At 36.6% G+C, this 16,139-nt stretch carries 15 protein-coding genes; 13 read left to right on the forward strand and 2 right to left on the reverse strand.

All coding sequences use genetic code 11. The features are described 5' to 3' along the window. Window positions 1-250 precede the first annotated feature (250 nt). From ACIQZ6_RS09145 to ACIQZ6_RS09200, 12 genes are all read left to right on the forward strand, one after another. A complete protein-coding gene (locus ACIQZ6_RS09145; protein ID WP_395810353.1) occupies window positions 251-1,264 on the forward strand; it encodes a hypothetical protein in 1,014 nt (337 codons plus the stop codon). Between the two features lie 62 nt (window positions 1,265-1,326). Then, window positions 1,327-1,770, forward strand: a complete 444-nt coding sequence (locus tag ACIQZ6_RS09150; protein WP_395810355.1) for a cytochrome B — start codon at window positions 1,327-1,329, stop codon at window positions 1,768-1,770. A 235-nt stretch (window positions 1,771-2,005) separates the two neighbouring features. Next, the gene (locus ACIQZ6_RS09155) at window positions 2,006-3,415 is read left to right on the forward strand and encodes an anthranilate synthase component I family protein (protein ID WP_395810356.1); all 1,410 of its coding nucleotides are present in this window, start codon (window positions 2,006-2,008) and stop codon (window positions 3,413-3,415) included. A gap of 136 nt (window positions 3,416-3,551) precedes the next feature. Continuing rightward, window positions 3,552-4,115, forward strand: coding sequence for an anthranilate synthase component II (locus ACIQZ6_RS09160; protein ID WP_395810358.1), 564 nt, complete (start codon window positions 3,552-3,554; stop codon window positions 4,113-4,115). A 34-nt stretch (window positions 4,116-4,149) separates the two neighbouring features. Then, entirely contained in the window at window positions 4,150-4,956 is an 807-nt protein-coding gene (gene trpC, locus ACIQZ6_RS09165; protein WP_395810360.1) for an indole-3-glycerol phosphate synthase TrpC, read from the forward strand. 99 nt (window positions 4,957-5,055) lie between these two features. Then, the gene (hflX, locus tag ACIQZ6_RS09170) at window positions 5,056-6,243 is read left to right on the forward strand and encodes a GTPase HflX (protein WP_395810362.1); all 1,188 of its coding nucleotides are present in this window, start codon (window positions 5,056-5,058) and stop codon (window positions 6,241-6,243) included. A 140-nt stretch (window positions 6,244-6,383) separates the two neighbouring features. Next, window positions 6,384-6,767: a 30S ribosome-binding factor RbfA gene (gene rbfA / locus ACIQZ6_RS09175; protein ID WP_395810364.1), complete on the forward strand. Its 384-nt coding sequence runs from the start codon at window positions 6,384-6,386 to the stop codon at window positions 6,765-6,767. A 5-nt stretch (window positions 6,768-6,772) separates the two neighbouring features. Then, window positions 6,773-7,402, forward strand: a complete 630-nt coding sequence (locus ACIQZ6_RS09180) for a hemolysin III family protein (protein ID WP_395810366.1) — start codon at window positions 6,773-6,775, stop codon at window positions 7,400-7,402. Beyond that, window positions 7,399-8,094 (forward strand): peptidoglycan DD-metalloendopeptidase family protein, encoded by a 696-nt coding sequence (locus ACIQZ6_RS09185; RefSeq protein ID WP_395810368.1) that lies wholly within the window; start codon window positions 7,399-7,401, stop codon window positions 8,092-8,094. Before ACIQZ6_RS09180 ends, ACIQZ6_RS09185 begins: the two co-directional genes overlap by 4 nt. Before the next feature lie 31 nt (window positions 8,095-8,125). Then, on the forward strand, window positions 8,126-8,791 hold the full coding sequence (locus ACIQZ6_RS09190) for a TonB family protein (RefSeq protein WP_395810370.1): 666 nt from the start codon (window positions 8,126-8,128) through the stop codon (window positions 8,789-8,791). 323 nt (window positions 8,792-9,114) lie between these two features. After that, the gene (aat, locus tag ACIQZ6_RS09195; RefSeq protein WP_395810372.1) at window positions 9,115-9,777 is read left to right on the forward strand and encodes a leucyl/phenylalanyl-tRNA--protein transferase; all 663 of its coding nucleotides are present in this window, start codon (window positions 9,115-9,117) and stop codon (window positions 9,775-9,777) included. A 33-nt stretch (window positions 9,778-9,810) separates the two neighbouring features. Further along, the gene (locus tag ACIQZ6_RS09200) at window positions 9,811-10,422 is read left to right on the forward strand and encodes a trimeric intracellular cation channel family protein (protein WP_395810374.1); all 612 of its coding nucleotides are present in this window, start codon (window positions 9,811-9,813) and stop codon (window positions 10,420-10,422) included. On the opposite strand, the gene ACIQZ6_RS09205 is transcribed toward ACIQZ6_RS09200, so the two are convergent. After that, the gene (locus ACIQZ6_RS09205) at window positions 10,423-13,323 is read right to left on the reverse strand and encodes a DEAD/DEAH box helicase (RefSeq protein WP_395810376.1); all 2,901 of its coding nucleotides are present in this window, start codon (window positions 13,321-13,323) and stop codon (window positions 10,423-10,425) included. It lies immediately after the preceding gene. A 231-nt stretch (window positions 13,324-13,554) separates the two neighbouring features. Then, on the reverse strand, window positions 13,555-14,343 hold the full coding sequence (gene dapF, locus ACIQZ6_RS09210; protein WP_395810378.1) for a diaminopimelate epimerase: 789 nt from the start codon (window positions 14,341-14,343) through the stop codon (window positions 13,555-13,557). Window positions 14,344-14,579: 236 nt separating this feature from the next. Between dapF and ACIQZ6_RS09215 the strand changes: the two genes are divergently transcribed. Beyond that, window positions 14,580-16,091, forward strand: coding sequence for a Do family serine endopeptidase (locus tag ACIQZ6_RS09215; protein WP_395810380.1), 1,512 nt, complete (start codon window positions 14,580-14,582; stop codon window positions 16,089-16,091). Window positions 16,092-16,139 lie beyond the last annotated feature (48 nt).

The following is a 16,139-nucleotide window of genomic DNA, read 5'->3' on the forward strand; positions in this document are numbered from 1 at the left end:
AACAGGTTTATAATTGGTTAGTTTAGATAAGCTCCTGCCCATCAGGAGCTTATTTATTTAGTAAAAATTTGAAAAATGCCAATTCTAGATACAATCTATTTTTTCCATATTTATCAGTAAATGGTTTAAATAACTGCCTAGCGCTTCGATTATTTTCTGAATGATCCTTTACTGTTATGTTGCTTTGATTTACATGCTAAAAAAAAGGGTGTGTATTTATCCAATTCAACTCTTAACTTTGATACTGAATATGAAAAAGAGAATCATTGTTCAGGTCTTGTACCTGCTTCCATTATTCATTTTGTCTGCATGTACAAAAGATGATAATGAACCGATGCCACAAAGCACGGTATCACGATTATATGTTTCAAATGCAGATACTGACGCAGCTGTAGCAAATACAATGATTTTTGATCCTGCAGATCAAACTGTATTTAAAGTTCCCTATAAATTCGATTCAAAATTACCTGACGCAAATGGAATACTTTTTAATCCATTTTCTGGAACGGTTTTTCAGGTAAGCAGAAAAAATAAAAATATTAGAACTTTTAAAGTGAATACCGATGGTAGCTTGATGCAAGCAAATTCATTTGTAGATGAGGGTCTTCTGAGTGCTAGAGAAATGGCTTACGACCGAACGCGCGATGTTTTATATGTTTCTAGCAATATTGACAGCGCAATTTATGTGTATACCAAAGCAAGTACCTTAACGGGTACTGCGGCAGCTTTTAAAAAGTTGAAGCTTAATGGACAACCATGGGGAATACATTTGGATAATAACCGCCTGTTTGTTGTAATTGATCTGGCGCGCGCCGAGGTTCAGTTGTTTGACGAAGTTTCTGAACTTGCCGTTGGTAATATTAGTCCCACGAAGAAAATAACCATTAACGGAGCTGCGCGGTTACATGGAATAACGTATTCTGCAGATCGTGATGTGCTTCTTTTAACAGATATTGCAGAGGCCAGCTCTGCCGGATTTGATACAGATGGTGCTATTTATATTATCAAGGATGCAGCTGCACAATTTACTGCTGGTGGTAAAGTAGTTAGTCCTTCAACTACAATTAAAGGTTTGAATACCCTACTTGGAAATCCTGTTGATATTGCCTGGGATGATAGAACCACAAAAGACCTGATCTATGTGGCAGAAAAGGCTGGACGCAAAATCTTGACCTTTAAGTATTTAGATAATGGAAACGTAAAACCATCGGCAATTGCTTTACTAACGAGTAGCCCTGAGGCTATATTTCTGGATGCGCGCTAACAATTTTTTGTAGTGTTAATAATGATATTTTTTTATTTACTTTTGAATCAAACAAAAAATATATGTATTCAACTTTATTAGGCCTTCATTCCGGACTTCGCTATATCGTCTTGTTATTATTGGCCTTAGCATTATTAATGGCAATAATTGGTTTGTTTGGTAAGAAACCGTATTCCGAAACTAATCGTAAAGTGAACCTTTTTGCGATGATCTCTACACATACTCAATTTTTAGTAGGCCTGATATTGTATTTTTTCAGTCCGATGGTCAACTATTCGAACATGGCTGTAGCTATGAAAGATGCGATGACTCGTTATTGGACGGTAGAACATTCAGTGATGATGCTGTTCGCAATTATTTTGATTACGGTGGGACATTCACGCTCAAAAAAGGCAAAAGATGCTATGAATAAACACAGAGCGATTGCTTTATACTATGGTTTGGCAGTTTTGGTTATTATTGTTGCAATTTATCAAAGTGGACGTCCTTTATTGGGTATGTCATAAACTCTGAGAAAAAATTTGCAATCTCAAATTTCTTTATATTTTTGTGAACGATGAAAATGAAACAAAATACTGGCAATTGGTGGCAAAGCTTAATAGTAGCGCAAGCGACAGGTATTTTGAAAGGATAGCATAGTCAAGCAAAATCTAAACAATATATAACCCGGCGCCATAAATCGTCGGGTTTTTTTTTGGTCAGCGATTACCCGAAAACGATTTGACCGGTTAAAATTTTATTATGAAGAATTATAAATTATACACCTCCCATAAAAGGCTCCTGGCAGATACAACTACTCCGGTAAGTATATACCTGCGCTTGAGAGATGTTTTTCCAAATAGTATCTTATTGGAGAGCTCTGATTATCACAGCAGGGAAAATAGTTTAAGTTATGTATGCTGCGATCCGATTGCTGGCATTATACTGAATGGGGATAAGCTGGAGACCTATTTCCCTGATGGCACTAGAGAGCAATATCCCTTAGGCGATCTTGACCTGAAAAAGCATGTCTCTGACTTTAGGAAGCAGTTTGAGTCAACTTCCGATACTGATTTTAAATTCATCTCAAACGGCCTTTTCGGATATTTTGCATACGAAACCATAGAGCATTTTGAAGATATTAAGCTGCAATCTGGCCCGGCAGAAGGGAGAGATATCCCCCTGATGCAGTATCATGTTTACAGGTATATTATTATAATAGATCATTTCAAGAATGAACTTTATCTGCTTGAACACCGAATGGATAAGAACGCTCCTAATGGACTTGAAAAGATTCAGTATCTGATACAGAATAAAAATTTCCCTGAATATAAATTCAGCTTAAATGGGGAAGAGAAATCGAATTTTACCGATCAAGAGTTTATTGAACTGGTTGAAAAGGTAAAAAAACACGTTTATCGCGGTGATGTATTCCAAATTGTTCCATCGCGTGCATTTTCTAAACCATTTTTAGGCGATGAATTTAATGTTTACCGCTCTTTGCGATCAATTAACCCATCGCCTTATCTATTTTATTTTGATTACGGTGATTTCAAACTTTTTGGATCTTCGCCCGAGGCTCAACTGACAATAAAAAACAATCAGGCAACCATTTATCCAATTGCCGGAACATTCAAAAGAACTGGTAATGATCTTTTAGATGCTGAATTAGCTGAGAATCTTAAAAAGGATGTGAAAGAGAATGCAGAACATGTAATGTTAGTTGATCTTGCCAGGAATGATTTGAGTAGGCATTGTGATCAGGTTGAAGTAAGGTCCTTTAAAGAAATTCAGTATTATTCTCACTTGATTCATATGGTCTCTAAGGTAACCGGGCAATTACAGGATTCAGTTGATCCTTTTGATGTGGTTGGCGACACCTATCCGGCAGGAACCCTTAGCGGTGCACCAAAATACATGGCAATGCAGCTGATTGACAGGTTTGAAAAGCAAAAACGCGGCTTTTATAGTGGAGCAATTGGCTATATGGGTTTTAACGGCGACTTTAATCATGCTATAATGATTCGCTCTTTTATGAGTCAAAATAATGTACTTCATTATCAGGCAGGGGCAGGTATTGTAGCAGATTCTGATCCGGAAAGCGAATTGAATGAAGTAAATAACAAGATCATGGCTTTAAGGAAGGCTTTGGAGATGGCTGGGGAGATATGAAGGTCAGTTATCAGTTATCAGTTATCAGTTATCAGTTATCGGTTGTCAGTTATCAGTTATCAGTTATCGGTTATCAGTTGTCTGATCTCTGACCTCCGACTTCAATACAATTTAGTTTTAATTGAAATAATAGAATATGAACATATTAGTAATAGATAATTACGACTCATTTACCTTTAACCTGGTACATCTGCTGAATGAAACCGGCCATCAAGCCACCGTTTGGCGAAATGATAAGTTTCAGCTTGCTGATGTCGATGCATTTGATAAGATACTTCTTTCACCTGGTCCAGGTATTCCATCCGAATCAGGATTATTGCTAGATGTGATTCGTACGTATTCAGATAGCAAGAGTATACTTGGTATCTGTCTTGGATTGCAGGCAATTGCAGAGGTTTTTGGAGGCGAGTTATATAATCTTAGTCGTCCGGTTCATGGAAGGGCTACCGAGATCACGGTTACTGATGATCAGGAAAGACTTTTCTTTAATTGCCCAACAAATTTTAATGTAGGCCGCTACCATTCATGGGCGGTACGAAATGACAAGGTACCTGAGGCAATCAAAGTAACTGCGGTTGACACTGAAGGAGTGATTATGGCTTTAAGACATCAAACTCTTGATGTTAGAGGAGTTCAGTTTCATCCAGAATCTGTACTTACTGAGCATGGTAAATTGCTGATTACAAATTGGTTGAGTTAAGTTTCGGAATACAAATTAATAGGAATAAAACGATATGAAATCTTCACAGAGTGGCTCGGGAAATATTCTTGATCGGATAGTTGAAAAGAAAAGAGAGGAAATAGAATTTTCAAAGCTTGAAATACCTCTGCTTAAACTTGAGCAAAGTGAGTTTTTTACTAGGGAGTGCTTTTCATTGCGTGATTTCATTTTAAATCCAGCACGTACAGGTATTATCGCAGAGTTTAAACGTAAATCTCCATCAAAGGGGATCATTAATGATAAACTGAGTGTACAAGAGGTTACAAATGGGTATGCCGCGGCGGGTGCATCTGCACTTTCTGTTTTAACAGACGAGAGTTTTTTTGGAGGAAATAACAGAGATCTTATTGCTGCAAGGAAGGCCAATACTATTCCTGTATTAAGGAAAGACTTTATGCTGGATGAATTCCAGATTATAGAAGCAAAGGCTCTGGGGGCAGATATCATTCTTCTTATTGCTTCTATTTTAAATCCTAACGAAATTAAAAACCTTGCAAAGTTGGCCAAATCATTGGGCATGAATGTATTGCTTGAAGTTCATAATCTTGATGAATTAAATCGTAGTCTTTGTGAAGAGCTCGATGCGGTTGGGGTGAATAACCGTAATTTGGGTGATTTCTCTGTTTCAATTCAGCATTCTTTTGACTTGGTTGATCATATTCCTTCCGAATTTTTGAAAATCTCAGAAAGCGGAATAAGTGATCCTAAGAAAATTGCCGATCTAAAAAGTGCGGGGTTTCATGGCTTTCTGATTGGTGAGAATTTTATGAAAGAAGTAGATCCAGGAAAGGCAATGAAAGAGTTTGTAGCTCAAATTTAAGGTCTGGGTTTTTAAAAATCGTATTCTTGGATATTCTGACAGGATACGATCAATTGACCCTTACAAACCATTATCTTTGTACTTTGTTAATACTGATAAATGCCTAGACTAAAATTTTATGATACCACAGTAAAACCGGAAAGAGCAGTTCTGGTTGGGATAATTAAACCCGGCGAATCTGAAGAACAAACCCGGGAATATCTGGATGAATTAAAATTTCTAGTTGAGACTGCAGGTGGCGATACCCAAAAGGCATTTACACAAAGGATGCAGCGTCCCGACAGAGCAACATTCGTTGGAACTGGTAAGCTAGAAGAAATAAATGCCTATGTAAAGTCGGAAGAGATTGATATGGTTATTTTTGATGACGAGCTTTCTCCATCACAACTTAGAAATATTGAAAATGAACTACAGGTAAAGATTCTTGACAGGAGCAACCTGATTCTTGATATTTTTGCCAGAAGAGCACAAACATCACAAGCAAAAACACAGGTTGAACTTGCCCAGCTTCAGTATCTCTTACCTAGATTAACACGTTTATGGACTCACCTTGAACGTCAAAAGGGTGGAATTGGAATGCGTGGACCTGGAGAAAGCCAGATTGAAACTGACCGTCGCTTGATCCTTAATAAAATTTCAGTTCTAAAGGAACGTCTCAAAGAAATTGATAAGCAAAACGAAACTCAACGTAAAAACAGGAGTCAATTGATCAGAGTATCCCTTGTTGGCTATACTAACGTTGGCAAGTCAACCATCATGAATATGATCTCAAAATCTGAGGTTTTTGCTGAAAATAAACTTTTTGCTACTCTTGATACAACCGTTAGAAAAGTTGTAATTGAAAATTTACCCTTACTGCTATCGGATACGGTTGGTTTTATCCGCAAACTTCCACATCACCTGATTGAATGTTTTAAATCTACATTGGATGAAGTGCGTGAAGCGGATGTCCTGATTCATGTTGTGGATATATCCCACCCAAATTTTGAAGATCAGATCAATACAGTGAATGAGACACTTAAGGAAATGGGTGCGATAGATAAAGAAATAATCACCGTTTTTAATAAAATTGATGCTTATAAACCTGCTGATTATGACCCTCAGGAGGAACAACCGCCAATGAGTTTGGCTGATTTTAAAAATAGCTGGATGAGCAAGGATCGGAATCCTGCAATTTTTATATCAGCACTCAATAGAGAAAATGTTGACGAATTCAGGTCTGTTTTGTATGAAAAGGTAAAGGCCATTCATACAAAACGCTATCCATACGATAAATTACTTTATTAATAAATTCTTTTATATAAAGTGTATTAAAGAGTGATACGTAATTCTATTTATCGCATTAGGGTCATCTTTAAAACCTGACTAATACATTCACATCTAATTTTAGTTAATTTGTACAACAGGCCAATAATTTCTCCCATTTTATGGAATCAAAACGTCAACAAAAGTTCTCAGGAGTTATTCAAAAAGATCTAGCTGAAATATTTCAGAGAGAAGGAATGAATTTTCTGCCTAATATACTGGTGACCATTACTAAGGTAAGGGTATCACCTGATCTTGCTATAGCCCGTGTTTATTTGAGCTTTTTTAATAGTACCAATAACTCGCTTGCTATAAATACTATTAAGTCTCATGCCAATGAAATCAGATATAAATTGGGTAATCGTATCAAAGATCAAGTAAGAATAGTACCTCAACTAGAATTTTTTCTGGATGATACCAGTGAATATGTAGAGCGAATGGATAAGATCTTTGATAAAATCAGCAAAGAACCTCGTCAGCCCGAAGATTCAGAAAGCGAAGATTAATCAGTATGAGAACTATAAGAGAACCGATAAACTTTTATACTCATTTAGTTCCTGCCGTTCTGGCTATTCCTGGTACAATTCTATTGCTTAGCCGGGCAGACAGTCAGATTGAATATACAGCCGCATGGGTATATGGCATTTGCACTTTTGTCCTTTTTGGAATAAGTTCAACTTATCATAGCTATCCTACAACTGAAAGGGAGATCCGCTTCTGGCAGAAATTTGATCATTGTTGTATTTACCTGATGATAGCAGGTTCATATACACCTACGGCATTACTGGTTTTTGATGGCTGGGTTCGATGGACTTTGTTCGGTATGATCTGGACCATTGCTCTGGCCGGTTGCCTACTTAAAATATTTAATCGATTAAAGCATACCGGGCTTTCACTGGCTATCTATATTTCTATGGGTGCATTGATTGTACCTTTAATGGAAGAGATGGCTGAAAAATTACCAGTTTCAGCAATTGCTTGGATGGTTTTAGGGGGTATTTTTTATATTGGGGGTACTTTCTTTTATTATAAAGACAAGCCTATGGGTAATACTTTTCATAGTCATGAGATATGGCATGTATTTGTAGTAGCAGGTGCTTTGTCGCATTATATTTACAATTATTACTTTTTGTTTGCATGAGTAGGCTGACTCAGCTCGAGCTTTATCTGAAAAATCATCCCGAATATGTTTCACCATTGGTTGATTTCAATGCACAAACTGATACATTATTTCCATTTGACTTCAGCTCTTCCAATCAAGAGCTAAAACCTCAAATAATCGCTGACACTTCATCCTTTTCATCTTGGGTATCCCAAAAATTAAAGGAGCATAATTGCCGCTACGGTATAGGTGGTTATAATGAGTATCGTACACTTTATTCTAGGAGTGAATTGTTTGATCATTTAGAAGAACCGCGTCGATTACATCTGGGTGTTGACATCTGGGCAGATGCAGGAACACCTGTTTATGCACCACTATCAGGCCAAATTCAAAGTTTCAGATTTAATGAAAATTTTGGCGATTATGGTGCCACATTGATACTTGAACATGATTTGGACGGTTTGATTTTACATTCTTTATACGGTCACTTGAGCTTGAGCAGTATCGACGGGCTACAAAAGGGGGCAGCAATTAAGCAGGGCGAAAAGATTGCCGAATTTGGAATTTTTTCAGAGAATGGGAACTGGCCTCCGCATCTGCATTTTCAGCTTGTTTTTGATATGCAAGGCTATGATGGAGATTATCCTGGAGTATGTCAATTTTCTGAGAGGGTCAATTTTCTAGGTAACTGTCCGGATCCTGCTATTTTGCTAACTCAAACTTTCCACTAAGTTTTCTTCATTAATTTATTAAATTTAAAATATGTTTATCAACTTGATATTTGTTTTATTTTTTAATATCACATCTCTTTTTGCAGATGAACAGCCTGTTTTTAAAGGTGGACAGAAGAATTTAGCAACCTTTATCTACAATAACCTGATCTATCCTGATTATTCGCGCGATAATTGTTTGCAGGGTACAGTTCAGGTTAGTTTTAAAATCAACCAGCAGGGTAAGATCTATTACTCAGAGGTAAAAAAGGGATTTGGGATAGATCTTGATAAGGAAGCTTTACGTGTGGTGCGTCTTACTTCCGGTAGGTGGATCATGCCGGCTAATCATGATACATTAGTATCTATGGTGCTTCCAGTAAACTTTACTCTGAAGGGTTATAAATGTGAGCAGCGTACTAAAGACGAAATTAATGCCGCAATCAGTGCTTACCATGCCAGAGAAGGAATGAGTATGGTGATCTTCAATTACTATGATAAAAAAATTCCTGGCAATTATAATGAAGCTGATGAGATGCGTATTCAAGCCATAAAAATGCAGCTAGGTTATGATGATAAATTTATTGAGCGATTAATAAAACAAGCTCAGCGTAAGCTTAAACAAGCCGACTCACAGGGCGCTTGCGAAGATTTCCAAATGGTTAGATTAGTAGGTAGTGACAGAGCAGCCGATTTCATTGAACAACACTGTAAATAATTATACCTGTTTTCTTCATATTCAATAATGCTAGAAAATCAAAGCAGCTTTCATAATTCAATCAATAACAAGAGCGTATTTGTGATCAGTTTTTTTGTAGCACTTTTTTGGATTATTGGAAATACTACTGATGTTTATCATTTTGCATTTACCGGGGTATTTTATGAGCTACTCTCGCTTCCAATGCTTGTATTAATTATTTTTTTACCTGGTATAGCTATTGTTTTATTTTTCAAAGACAAATTTAATCTGAGATCATTGGCCCTGTATTCGCTTCTTTTGTTAACTCCCACTATTTTGCTTCTGTTTCTGAATTGATTAAAATGCAAGCTATTATCCATGTTATTTGTTTATCTGAAGATGAACTATGGTTTCCTGAACCTGAGCTTGCAGGTAATGACGGGCTTCTGGCTATGGGTGGCGACCTTTCTGTTGAAAGATTAGTTTTAGCCTATAAGTCCGGAATTTTTCCATGGTTTTCTGAAGAAACTCCTATTTTATGGTATGCCCCACATCAACGGTTTGTATTGATCCCTGATCAGTTAAGAATCTCTAAATCAATGCAAAAACTCTTGAATTCTGATAAATTCAGGATTACTTTTGACACCGCTTTCCCGGATGTGATTAAAGCTTGTGCCACCATCAGTCGTCTAGATCAGGATGGTACTTGGATAACAAGTGATATGCAGGAGGCCTACATTAATTTATATAGATTAGGCATTGCACACTCGGTTGAGGTTTGGCAAAACGAACAGCTTGTTGGTGGTTTGTATGGAGTCCATATAAATTCTGTTTTCTGTGGCGAGAGTATGTTTAGCAAAGTTAGTAATGCCTCAAAGGCTGCCCTGATCTGGCTTTGTCATAATAAGACCTATAAACTGATTGATTGTCAGGTTTACACTAGTCATCTTGAAAGTTTAGGAGCAAGTTTCATTAGCATGAACCAGTATCTCATTTTTTTGAATGCCGATAAGAACAATGAATGAAAATCATTAAATTAAGCTAGATTTCTAAAAAAAATGCAGTTACCATATTATATTGACCTACTCGGCACTTTGGTGTTTGCAATTTCGGGGGCCCTGGCTGCCTCCGATAAGAATGTGTACCGCGATATCTTTGGGGTTACGTTTACTGGTTTTGTTACCGCAGTTGGAGGTGGCACACTAAGAGACATGATCCTTGGAACCCGACCCGCTTGGGTTTCTGATGGTAATTATTTGATAGCCATAACAATAGGGGTATTGGTTGCTATTTTTTTTAAGTATTATATTTTAAAATATAGAAAGACATTTTTCCTGTTTGACACCTTAGGTATCGCCCTTTACACGGTTGTTGGAGTGCAGAAATCACTTGAGTTTGGAGTTTCTCCGCTGGCTGCAATAATTATGGGAATGTTTTCAGCGGTAATGGGTGGAGTGATCAGAGACACCTTAATTAACGAGATACCGCTTATTTTTAGGAAAGAAATATATGCAACCGCATGCCTTTCGGGTGCAGCAGTATTTGTAGTATTAAAATTGTTTGGAATTGATGATAATATGAATTCCTTTATTAGCGTATTCATTATCATTCTTGTACGAACCATTGCCGTTAAGTATAGGCTTACGCTTCCCAAAATAGGAGCCAAATGATTAGTTCAAGATATCCTCAATATCTTTTACAGTTAATGATTTAACGAAACTTTCTTCGGTTGTGATTAATGATTCAGCAACCTTACGTTTTCTGTTTTGCAAGGCAAGAATCTTTTCTTCAACCGTATCTTTGGTTATAAATTTATAGATAAAAACATTTTTGTTTTGTCCTATCCGGTGGGTCCTGTCTATTGCTTGCTGCTCAACTGCCGGATTCCACCATGGATCTAGAATGAAAACATAATCGGCCTCTGTAAGGTTTAATCCAACCCCTCCTGCTTTGATTGAAATTAGGAAGAGCTTGATATCTTTATTTGACTGAAATTCTTTAACAACTTCACCACGTTTAGCTGTAGTCCCATCTAGATAGGCATACGGAGTTTTTTCTGAATCAAAGTACTTGCGGTAAATAGCGAGGTGCCTTACGAATTGTGAAAATACAAGAACCTTATGTCCTCTAGATAGTACATTTTCGAGTGTATGAATAACGTTTTCGAATTTACCAGAATCACCTGTATAATCTTCATCAATCATTCCTGGGTGATTAGCAATTTGCCTGAGTTTAGTTAATCCCTGTAATACCTGTACTTGTGATTTTTTAAAGCCTCCATTCTCAAGATTTAGAAGTAATTCATTACGATACTCTGATTTTACCTCTTCATAGTAATCTTTCTGTTCTTCACTCATTTGGCAGTAAAACAAATTTTCTGTTTTTGGAGGTAACTCTGTGGCAACCTGGTTTTTAGTTCTCCTTAATACAAATGGTTTTATTAATGCCTGAAGCTTTGAAGCTTTTTCTTCATCCTTTTTCTTTTCAATTGGGATTACAAATTCAGTGTAAAAAAGGCTTTGACTGCCTAATAACCCTGGGTTAATAAATGACATCTGTGTCCAAAGGTCATTCACAGTATTTTCAACCGGAGTGCCACTCAAAATGAGTTTATGTTTTGATTTTAAAGTTTTTACTGATTTAAATGATTTGGATGCAGGATTCTTGATGTTCTGGCTTTCATCAAGAATAATATATTCATAGAAAAATGTTTTTAATATCTCAATATCAACCCTGCTAATACCATAAGTAGTAATCACCACATCGTAATTCGAAAATATTTCGATGTCTTTATTTCTAAAAGTTCCGGTATGTGCGTGTATCTTAAGTTTTGGTGCAAATTTCTTAGCCTCATTCATCCAGTTATAAACTAGTGATGTTGGCATTATAATCAGTGAAGTAGTATGTACACCAATCTCATGGTTATCTTCTTTAACCTTTTGAAGCAATGCAAGGGTCTGAACGGTTTTACCAAGACCCATATCGTCTGCTAGGCAGCCACCGAAATTATATTTTCTTAGAAAATGAAACCAGTCATAGCCAGCTTTTTGGTATGGCCTTAATAGTCCATGGAAAGCTTTCGGGATATCAATTTCTTCTATTTCTTCAAAATTAGCCAGCTTTTTAAGCTTTCTGTCCATACTTACTATAGCCAGCTCACTAGTACTGAAATCATTAATCAGACCAATATGATGTTTTTTAAGTTTCAGCTGCTTACTACCTTCCGAAAATTGAAGCAAATTACTGTATTGTGCAAACCATTGCTCAGGAATGACTGCAATTTCGCCCGATGGGAGTTTAAACTCACGTATCTTATTGAGAATATGATTTTTGAGATCTACAAATGGAATCTGATAGGGTCCGAAATGAACCACCGCATGAATATCAAACCAATCATTATTTTCCCTGATCTCTAGATCAACTTTACTTCGTCCAATTACATATCGCTTGTTTCCCTGACTTTGTTCAAACAAAAACCCATTGGTTTCTAGGTCATCGTGATGCTCATTAAGCCAGTTGATAATGCTAAAAGGAGAATCTTCTAAATCCTTATCCCGGCTTATAGGATTATATACGTTTGAAAAAATTGATCCCGAAGAGCTTAAACCTAGTTCCTGCAATATATTAATCTTGTTTTTTTCCCAACTCAGAGAGCGTTTTATTCGGTGAAAAATATAGTCATTATCGCGCTTCTCTGTTCGCACAGTAACTCGTCTGTCGCTTCCCGATGGGAATATATAATCACCATATTTAAAATACAATTGCAATTCAGGCGCCTCGCTGTCTGAATGAAGTAATTTCAAAATAGGTATCGCTTCAAATTTCTCTGTCCTGATTTCAAACCCTTCGGCATAAACGGCATGTTTTTCAATTAAGGGGGCAACAAATTTCTCGAAATATGTTTTCTCAGAAGATTTTGGTATGGATATAAAGCGTTTATTCAGAAAGGGTTGTAATTTTTTTCCTTCTACATCTTCCTCAAAATAGTAAAGAACTTCATCAAGTAATAACCAGGCGGGCTGATTACAAATGATTTGAGCGTCCTTAAACATAAATTCAATTCGCTGTCCCTGAAATTTGATGGTTGGGAAATATCGTGTTTCTATCAGATTGCGTCTGAAATGAAATAATACAGATGATGACTCTGTTGCAATACTAAGTTTTTTTTCTACTGGCCAGCCCTCTTTACTCATCAGGTAAAGGTCTTTGTTGCCAATTAGTTTTAAGGCCTCAACTAGTTTCCTTTCAATTTTGGGTCTTAACGTATCGTAAATATTTTCATTAAAAATGGTCCTAAAATATTCAACAGGCCTAATAGCCTTTTTATGATATCGCTTGATAATATGCCCCTGTTCCGTTTCCTCCAGGAGCTTTATAAGCTTAAAGTCAGTTTCATTTAATATGGAAGAGAACTCGAGCGCAGTTGTGCTGAAAAGCCTTTGATAGGTAAGTGAGAATCCCTTATCTGAATTTAATTGTACAACATGTGGTTCGATCAAAAAGCCTAAAAACTCATGCTTACAGATTGAATATACAATTTTACATGGCTTTTCGCTATCTACTCTTAACATTGGAATTTAGAAAAAATATTGGCAAGCTCACCAATAAAAATTTCTAAATCTAAACAGAATTTTCTTGTTTTCGGGGGCACTCCAAAAAAATGTTATTTTTTGATATAAAGTGCCCTTGTAATAAAAAAATAACAATAGAATATAGCTTTACTATCCTTTTTTTGTGGATTTCGGAATGATCACAGAGTAATTATTTGTAATGTAATCTTATAAATACTTTTTTTTACAAACTTAAAGGCTTATTGAACCCTCAAATACAAATGTTGCTGGACCTTCCAAGAATACATTATTGAATGTATTTCCATCATAATTGAAGTTTACATTCAAGTTCCCTCCAGGTACTCTGATTGAATTTTTAATGCTACCAGTCAAACCTTTTTTCTTTGCCATGGCCATGCTCACGGCAGTTACTCCAGTTCCACAGGCGAATGTTTCATTTTCTACGCCTCTTTCGTAGGTTCTTACAAAATAATGGTTGCCAAAGTCTTCAACAAAATTTACATTGACTCCCTTTGCCTTGTAGGTTTCATTATATCTGATACTTTTTCCATCCGTATAAACATCTTTTGAAGCCAGATTTTCAACTTCCAATACATAATGTGGTGATCCAGTATTGAGAACAAATGCATCGCCTTCTGTTTGGATTTCATGAACATCAATCATCTGTAAGCTTACTAAATTGCCATTTTCTGAAATTGTGGCATAATGCGGACCATCAACTGCCAAAAAGTTAGTTTCTTTTTTGATCAATCCCAGCTTATTAGCAAATGCAACAATGCATCTTCCGCCATTTCCACACATGCTTCCTTCTTTACCATCTGCATTGAAATAGAGCATTTCGAAATCAAAGCCATTTTTCATTTGAAGCACCATCAAGCCATCTGCTCCAATACCAAAGTGTCGGTCGCAGAGTTTTTTGATACTCGCCGTATCATTAATTAGCGAAAATGATTTGTTTCTGTTATCTATCAGTATAAAATCATTCCCTGCACCTTCGTATTTTAAAAAATTTAATTTCATAACTTGAGCGTAATTAACAAATTTTCTAGATCTGTGGATAATGCCTGACCTAATATTATCTAAATTTCGGTATTAAATTTGAAATTGCTTTAATTCAGAATATTAATGACAGCTTGTGCTAAAATAATATTTAACATTTTTTAACATAAAAAGGATATTAGAATTACTTGTATTGCGTTTAACTGGTATTAATTTTGTTAAACTATAATCACTGTATAAAAAATAAAATTGAACATATGAATAAGATTGGAATAACTTTTTTAACCGCTTGCCTTGGTGGAGCAGTTGCTATTGGATCGTATAAGTTGATTGAAAATAAATTGCAGGATGGAGGAACTTTTGAAGATAAGCAAAAAGTGTATTTTACAAATAATCCTTCACCTACTATAAACTCATCTTCTGGTGAACTTGATTTTACCCAAGCTGCAGCTTCGGTTACTCCGGCTGTTGTACATATTAAAACGACGTATAATAATAATTCTACTGAAGGCAATTCTGGTCGAGATAAGCAGATGCAGGATCTGTTCGAAGATTTTTTTGGAGGCCGCAGGCGTTCTCAAGGGCCGGCACAAGGATCAGGTTCTGGTGTAATCATTTCTGATGATGGATATATAGTAACCAATAACCATGTTGTTGATAATGCAGATAAGATCGACGTTATCTTACCAGATAAACGTTCACTTGTGGCAAAGGTTATAGGAAGAGATGCAAACACCGATCTTGCCTTAATTAAAATTGAGGGCACAGGTTTTCCAATCGTAAAATTGGGTAATTCTGATAATGTGCGTGTTGGTGAATGGGTTCTGGCAGTAGGTTATCCTTTTGCTCTTAACACTACTGTAACAGCAGGTATTGTAAGTGCTAAGGGAAGACAGATAGGCATCCTTGATCAAGGGAACAGTCAGGATCGTGATGGAGAGCCGCAGGCAAGAACCGCCATCGAGTCATTCATACAAACCGATGCAGCAATTAATCGTGGTAATAGTGGTGGGGCTTTGGTGAATACTAAAGGTGAACTTATTGGAGTGAATGCTGCAATTGCTTCTCAGAGTGGCAGTTATGAAGGGTATGGTTTTGCTATTCCTATCAATCTTGCAAAGAAAGTTTTGAATGATTTTAAGGAATTTGGTTCTGTACGTAGAGGTTATATAGGAGTCAATTTCACTGGCCTTGATGCAGAACAATCTAAACGTCTCGGAGTGTCAGAAATTAATGGCCTCTACATTAATGAAGTAATTCCTGGTAGCGGCGCAGCTCAAGGCGGATTAAAAGAAGGTGACATCATTACAAAAGTAGATGGGAATCAGATTTTTTCACCTTCTGATCTTCAGGAGCGAATTGGTCGACTTGGCCCAGGTGATAAAGTTCAATTAACTTATTTAAGAGCTGGTAAACAATTAGTTACGAATGTCACTCTTAAAGGCGAAGATTCGGTTCGTACGGCAAATAATAGTGCTAACAGTGCAGTAACCAAGAACCTAGGTGCAAGCTTTGCGCCGGCCAGTGATATACTTAAAAAGAAATATAAGATCAGTACCGGTGTTGTGGTAAGTAATGTGAAGCCCGGTGGTTTCTTTGATCAAATGGATATTGTTCAGGGTACAATTATTACCTCAATTAATGGTCGGCCAATCGCTAAAGTGGATGATATAGAAACAGCTATTTCTTCGGGCAGAAATAATATGGCTACTGTAAATGCCATTAGCCCAGATGGTATGCAGATCAGGTATCAGTTTCAGGTTAGGTAATTTTCAACCTTTATTTATTTAGAAAGCCTTCCCGATAATTTGGGAGGG

Source organism: Daejeonella sp., assembly GCF_044348475.1.
In the GTDB taxonomy this organism is placed as follows: domain Bacteria; phylum Bacteroidota; class Bacteroidia; order Sphingobacteriales; family Sphingobacteriaceae; genus Daejeonella.

Bases quoted from the DNA above. Each gene is read 5' to 3' on its own strand.
- ACIQZ6_RS09145 (WP_395810353.1), top strand. From the start codon at position 251: ATGAAAAAGAGAATCATTGTTCAGGTCTTGTACCTGCTTCCATTATTC.
- ACIQZ6_RS09160 (WP_395810358.1), top strand. From the start codon at position 3,552: ATGAACATATTAGTAATAGATAATTACGACTCATTTACCTTTAACCTG.
- ACIQZ6_RS09190 (WP_395810370.1), top strand. From the start codon at position 8,126: ATGTTTATCAACTTGATATTTGTTTTATTTTTTAATATCACATCTCTT.
- ACIQZ6_RS09155 (WP_395810356.1), top strand. From the start codon at position 2,006: ATGAAGAATTATAAATTATACACCTCCCATAAAAGGCTCCTGGCAGAT.
- ACIQZ6_RS09185 (WP_395810368.1), top strand. From the start codon at position 7,399: ATGAGTAGGCTGACTCAGCTCGAGCTTTATCTGAAAAATCATCCCGAA.
- ACIQZ6_RS09205 (WP_395810376.1), bottom strand. From the start codon at position 13,323: ATGTTAAGAGTAGATAGCGAAAAGCCATGTAAAATTGTATATTCAATC.
- trpC (WP_395810360.1), top strand. From the start codon at position 4,150: ATGAAATCTTCACAGAGTGGCTCGGGAAATATTCTTGATCGGATAGTT.
- ACIQZ6_RS09200 (WP_395810374.1), top strand. From the start codon at position 9,811: ATGCAGTTACCATATTATATTGACCTACTCGGCACTTTGGTGTTTGCA.
- ACIQZ6_RS09150 (WP_395810355.1), top strand. From the start codon at position 1,327: ATGTATTCAACTTTATTAGGCCTTCATTCCGGACTTCGCTATATCGTC.
- aat (WP_395810372.1), top strand. From the start codon at position 9,115: ATGCAAGCTATTATCCATGTTATTTGTTTATCTGAAGATGAACTATGG.
- ACIQZ6_RS09180 (WP_395810366.1), top strand. From the start codon at position 6,773: ATGAGAACTATAAGAGAACCGATAAACTTTTATACTCATTTAGTTCCT.
- hflX (WP_395810362.1), top strand. From the start codon at position 5,056: ATGCCTAGACTAAAATTTTATGATACCACAGTAAAACCGGAAAGAGCA.
- ACIQZ6_RS09215 (WP_395810380.1), top strand. From the start codon at position 14,580: ATGAATAAGATTGGAATAACTTTTTTAACCGCTTGCCTTGGTGGAGCA.
- rbfA (WP_395810364.1), top strand. From the start codon at position 6,384: ATGGAATCAAAACGTCAACAAAAGTTCTCAGGAGTTATTCAAAAAGAT.
- dapF (WP_395810378.1), bottom strand. From the start codon at position 14,343: ATGAAATTAAATTTTTTAAAATACGAAGGTGCAGGGAATGATTTTATA.